Here is a 6,501-nt window from a genome sequence, read left to right as displayed (position 1 = left end):
ACCCGCTTCGACAAGCTGGCCATCACCTACCGCGCCGGATTCGTCCTGGCCCTCATCGTGGAATGGCTCAAATCATTAGGAGACACGACCTAGTGCGGCGAGCTGGGCGGCTGTGGCCTGGCGTTCGCGTTGGACCTGTTGGGTCCAATCTGCGACGAGGGCCGGGTCGGTGCCCGCTTCGAGTGCTGCTCGATAGCGGGACAGTTTGCGGTCATGTTCAGCGAGCGATCGTCGCGCGCTCTCGATGGCGGGTGTGTTGTCGGATTGCGAGCCTTCCAGCATGGTCAGCGAATGCTCGATCCGGTCGGGATGGAAGATGTCGGCCAACCATGAATCGATCGGGCCGCTGAGCTGGTCCTCGCGTAGGTAGACGGTGATCGGTGGTCGATCTTGTTGGCGAGGGCGTACTCGGAGGGGTACCGGCAGCGGTAGTGCGGCAGCCCGTGGTTCCAATTGCCTTGCATCCGCCGTCCGCAGGTCTGGTGGAACAGCAGCCCTTTGAAGGCGTACGGGTGCTGGCGGCGGGTCGTTGTCCTGCCCGTCGATCGCGGCCCTCGGGCGGCGAGCCGCAGTTGTGTCTGCTCGAAGGTGTCCTTGCTGATGAGCGCGCTATGAGCGGGCTGGTCGGAGTAGACCCATTCCGTCTTCAGATTCCACGCCAGTCTGGTGTGATGGCCGAGCGCGACGTCCTCGACGTCGATGAGGGACTCCTGTTTGCGTTGCTTGTTCCATACTTCGTAGCCGGTGTAGCGCGGATTGCCCAGGATCGCGCGCACAGCGCTCTTCGACCACGCGGCTCCAGATCGGTGGCTGTTGCGCCTGCGGTCGTAGGCCGAAGGGCACAAGATGTCATCGCAGGTGAGGCGTTGCGCGATGGCGAAGATCCCGATGCCGGCGAGGTACGCGCTGAAGATTCGGTGTACGACCGGTGCGGTAACTGGGTCCGGTTCGAGTGTGTGAAGGCGTTTACCGTCGGCGGCTTTGCCCGGATTGGGATGGGGCCCAGCGTCGGCGAGACGATACCCGTAAGGTGGGCGGCCGCCGAGGTAGCGGCCCTCGACTTGCGCTTGAGCGGCCATGGCGGCGCGGACGCGGATCTTGATGCGGTTGCGTTCGCCTTTGGACATGCCGCCGAATACCGACATGATCAGATCGTGGGCTTCGGAGTCCGGGTCGACCGGCCCGCCGACCTCCGGCACCCACAGTTGCACGCCGTAGTGAACGAAGACCGGAAACGTCAGCCCGAACTGGTTGCCGTAGAACGCGCGCTGCGGTTCGCCGATCACGACCGCGTCGAATCCTCGCCCGGGTTCTTTGAGCAACTCGAGCAGCCGCCCCGCTGCGGGGCGCCGCTTCCACGGAATCGACCGCGACTGCCCGATGTCGAAGAACTCCGCGACGATCTGCCCGCGCTGGCCGATCAACGCGTGTGCTCGTCCGAGCTGCCAATTGCGAGACGCTTCCGGGTCCTGCTGGTCTTCGGTGGAGACCCGCCCGGCGAAAGCGAACCGGATCATTGCTGCGATTCCTCCTGCTGGTCAAGAAAAACATCGGAGTTCGGGGACGCCCCGGCTGAACTGCCCCATCCTGGGGAGCTGCGATCGGCGGTGTCGGTGGTGGTGTTTGTGCCGGACTCGGTCGGGGACTGTCGACAGCCTCGCCACGAGTCGCGCGGGCATGTCGAAGAATAATCTCCAGCAACACTTTAGCGGCTGCGGCGTTGAGTTCCGGCGGATCGTTCGGGACGACGACGGTGATGTCTTCGGTGCGGCTACGGTCAGCGTCATCATGCGTTTTGCTGCGGTCAGGGCGCACGGCGCACGTCCTCGGCTGCAGCGGCGAACTCGTAGCTAGTGGTTAACGATCGATACCTCAGTCTGTACCGGTTGCGGTACCAGCTGGGCCGGGCATAGTTCTCTGCCTGCGGGCGGCCACGAGTCGGTGCGCTGGGGTGGACAGTCGGGGTCGCGGAATGCGTGAGTGCTGGGTACAGAGGTTGGACAAGCGCCCTGGGGTCACGATGACCAGTAGAAGGCTGGGCGAGGAGATAGAAAGGCATGGGTCCTCCAAGCCTGCCGATTCTCCCACTATCTATGAAAGCCGAAACACGACGATTTCGCCACCACCCGAAGCCCTGATCCGCGAACGCGGCCAAACCTGCACCGTGAGCGGCAGAACAGGAGGCAGGCACTATCCAAGGATGCTGCCATAGAAGTACTCACGCCCGAACGCCTCCCAGTCTCCGAGGCCGTCGGTGAGCCCTGGGGCAGGTGGACAGCTCTGCCACGATGTCGACATGCCCGTGATCCGCCAGGTAAGCGAGCGTCAGTTGAACTCCGGCGCCCACCACGAACTGAACGCCGAACCCACACGCGGTATCGAAGTCCAGATGCTTGGCCCGCACATCATGGACACGTCACTGAGGGCACCGATGAGGTAGAGCAGAAACGCGCACCAGAATTCTCGAAATAGTCCGCATGCCGGCCAGCGCGCCGATCATTTATCTCCGACTGGAAAATCGAACGCAGCAGCGCGTGGTGAGCTGTCACGTTCCGCGGCTCGATCGCCGCCATCAGGCGTTCCCGCCCCGCCGAGGTATCGACCTGGGCTACCACGACACGAGGGTCGGCGCCCCGACACTATGCCTTCCGTTTCGCTCAGATACGTGACGGCGCAGCAGGTCCCAGCTGAGAAGGCGACCGCCGGGCTGGGGGATTCGAAACCGCGACCCCTTGATATTCAAAGACCTGGTCAACGCTCTGAACCGCTGGACAATACTAGGTATCAGCAGGCATTTCAGTACACGTCAGCATCTTTCGCGACAGGACACTACCACTCGCCCGGCGCCCCGGTCATCACCTCCGTCAGCGCGCCTATCGGCGCGAAGCTGATGACGGTGTCATCAGGCGACTGAAGTTCTGTCTGCCTAGCCACTGTCCTTGTGGCTCAAGGGAATCCCTGTCTCGCCCGCCCCACTATCGCCCTCTCCAGCGAATTGGTGTTGGAGATAAGTCGATCCCAGAAAGGAATCCGATGAAGCCTCGCAACGTTCCCGCCAAACACGCCGACAACCATCAGTCCCCTCGACATCAGGCCGCGCGCCGTGTTCCATATAGGGATCATTCGCCACAGCATCGGATACCACCGGAGACGCTGTTGCGCAGCAGACGTCACCGCGGCGCGCCACCGTCGGGAGGGGACGTAGGCATGGACATCGACATTTCTTGCCCGGCCTGTGGTCGCATGGACTGGGTCCAAAGTGTGCCGGCTGTCCACTCAGACGGGGTGTCGACCAACTCCGGGACGAACCTCTACTCTGGTGTCGGAATAGTCGCGACCGGCCTGGTTCCGGTGTTCGGGAGCGCGACGGTCGAACGTACTCACACCACTGCGCTGGCGCGCAGTCTCGCACGTTGTCGGCGTTCACGGAAATCCCCAGGTTGAGCCGGTTTTCGTTCAGGTAATTCCCGGATTCCCGTTCACGTAATTGGGTAGGGTTTCGTTCACGTAATTCCCCATTGTGGTGGGCGTGTTGTGGCTGGTGTGGTCCTCGCAGGAAGTTGGCTGCTCCCATCTGATGAAGGTGATGGGAGCCAGAATTGGCGAGGAGAACGTTCGACGTGGTCGATGTGGCCGAGATCTTGATCCACTGGCATGCGGGTCGTTCGCAGAGCCAGATCAGGTCCAGCCTGGGGTTGGACCGCAAGGTAAAGAAGTATGTGGACCCGGCGATGGCGGCTGGTCTGGCGCCTGGTGGTCCGGTGCGGTCGCCGCAGGAGTGGGGCGAGTTGGTGCGGGAGTGGTTCCCGCACTTGGCCGATACGAGGTTGCGGCAGACGACGTGGCCGCAGATCGATGCGAATCGCGATTACATCGCCCGCCGAGATGGACGCCGCCTACCATGCTCACCGTCTATCCCAAAGATCTGAGCCAGTCCTCGATCAGACCAGCGACCTCGGGTGCACCATCTGCAATTGCACTCAAGTGGTCCGACTGAACCCTCCTCACTATCTGGTTCGGATACCACGGTTCCGCCAGAGCAAGACCAGGGTGCAAGGGCTTCTGACACTGGATGAACAATTCACTGGATGCGAGCTCTCCAAAATTGATCGACTGCAGCAACGCCGACCATCCGACCATCCCTTCGCATCCGTACCTATCAACGTCGCCGACACGGTCACGATCGAACAGAGAGAAGTTCTCAGCGGTTCTGAGTGGATCACGCGCCGTCGCATCGCTATCAGAGGGGTACGAATCCACAAGCACGACACCGACGATGTCTGCCCTTGATTCTTTCTCCAAATGCGCAGCTACTGCATGTGCGACTGCGCCACCAGACGAGAAGCCCACAAGGACGCATGGCCGCCCGCCCGAAGCGTCGACGACCACATCCGCCAACATCCTCATCGCTACATCCGAGGTGGCGGGGAATTGATCACCCTGCTCAAAACCAGGCAATTGTATTCCTGTGACTTGATTCCGTCCGTTGAATTCCGACGCTAACCGCGCGTACTGGTGGACGCCACCTGCCGGGGTAATGGGCCTTATGCACAGAATCTGTACGTCACCAGGCCCGTTCGCCAACGCAATTGGCATCGGGAGTGGTATGTAGAGATGGGAGTCGAACACCCTCCGCGCTTTCGCACCTGATCGGATTTCTTCATAGAAATTCTCGAGCGTCCCCGAACGCCTGGCGTCCGAGTACTCCGTGAAGAATTCTTCAACTGGGTCGTTATCATCGGAATCAGTTGGAGTGTTGCGGGATTCACCACACAGAAGTTTGTGGAGGTGTTCGGCGAGGACAGTGGATGTCGGAAAGTCGAAGATCAGTGTCGCGGGCAGGGTGAGTCCGGTTATCGACTTCAAACGGTTGCGGACCTCGACCGCGCTGAGTGAGTCGAACCCCAATTCCAGGAAAGGCCGGCCTGCAGCGATTGCTGCCGGACCATCGTGCCCTAGTACTGTCGCGATCTGGGCGCGCACCGCATCCAAGATCATGCGTCGTTGCTCGGAATCGTTGAGTCCCTGAACGCGATGGCGCAGATCTGAGTCCCGCCCGAGCGATGTCGCGCCAGGTCGGGCCAGAGGTGCCAAGTCTGCAAACAGCGCTGGCAGCTGCCGAGCGCTGACCAAGCCCAGGAGGGCGGCCGTATCCAATTGCGCGGCTAGCACAGACGCGTACTCGTTGCCGACGGCTCTGTCGAACAAGGTCAACGCATGTTCAGTGCTCATCGGGGCGAGTCCGCTCCGGTTCATCCGGGCCAAATCACCTTCACTCAGCTGTTCTGTCATTCCGCTGGGCGGAGCCCACAGCCCCCACGCCACCGAGAGCGCGGGATCTCCCTGCGCGCGTCGATAGGCCGCCAAGGCATCAAGGGTCGCATTTGCCGCAGCATAGTTGCCCTGTCCGGGCGACCCGAGAGACCCTGCTGCGGAGGAGAACATCACGAAAGCCGAAAGTTCCATGCCAGCCGTCAGCTCATGCAGATGCATCGCGGCATCGGTCTTCGACGCGAGCACGGTGTCGATACGTTCGGGGGTCAACGATCCGATCACGCCGTCGTCGAGGACACCGGCGGTGTGAACGACGGCCGTTAACGGATGCTCGGTGGATATCTCCGCTAGCAGTGCGACCAGCGCGTTCCGATCCGACACATCGCAGGCGACGATTTGCGCATGTACGCCCAATGCGGCTAGCTCTGCCTCCAATTCCTCCGCTCCGGGCGCGGCTGGGCCACTTCGACTCGTCAGCAGCAACCGCGTAACGCCGTATTCGGCCACCAGGTGGCGGGCCAGCAAACTGCCCAGCGCACCGGTGCCGCCGGTGATCAGTACTGTGCCGCTCGGACCGAATGCCTCACCGGACCGTTTTCCGTTGATCGCTGATGGCTCGACGCGAGCCAATCGGGCACCGTACACCTCACCCTCGCGGATAACGATTTGTGGTTCTGATGTCGCCAACGCCGCGGCCAGGTCAGTATCGACTCGCTCGGCATCGCTGTCGAGCAGCACGATCCGTCCCGGATCCTCCAGCTGGGCTGATCGGATCAAGCCCCACACTGCCGCGCCGGCCAGGTCGGTGATTTCGCCTGGTGCCAACCCCACAGCCCCGCTGGTGCGGATCACGAGAGCCGATCCGGCGAAGCGTTGCTCGGTCAACCACTTCTGCACCAGTGTGAGGGCCCGACTCGTCTCGGCATGTACTGCGTCCAGGCTCATTCCACCTGCGAAGTCGGCCACGACTACCGACGCGACCTCATCGCAGGTCCCCTTGCCGACGTCGCGCCAAGAAGTAATGGTCGGGGCGGCGGCTGGAGCGGCGACAGGTATCTGTGTCCAGTGCAGGTGCAGCAGGCCATCGGAGCAGGGGCGTCCTGCCATGAGCAGACTCTCTAGCGAAACCGATCGTGAAGTGAGGGATTCGGCGGTGAGCACCGGTTGACCGGCCGCGTCGGCGGCCTCCACCCGCACGCCACCGTCAACCCGACTCAGCCGCGCGCG

General features: G+C 62.3%; 2 protein-coding genes. Both read right to left on the bottom strand.

Going from position 1 to position 6,501, the window contains the following annotated elements:
- Positions 1 to 284 precede the first annotated feature (284 nt).
- Positions 285 to 1,517, bottom strand: a complete 1,233-nt coding sequence (locus ACWEO2_RS44100) for a recombinase family protein (protein WP_452410845.1) — start codon at positions 1,515 to 1,517, stop codon at positions 285 to 287.
- Between the two features lie 2,395 nt (positions 1,518 to 3,912).
- On the bottom strand, positions 3,913 to 6,501 hold a 2,589-nt coding region (locus ACWEO2_RS44095), incomplete at its 5' end, for an SDR family NAD(P)-dependent oxidoreductase (RefSeq protein WP_452410844.1).

It is taken from the genome of Nocardia sp. NPDC004278 (assembly GCF_053602975.1).
Note: the sequence above shows the minus strand (reverse complement) of the source record. Positions and strands in the feature narration are given on the sequence as shown.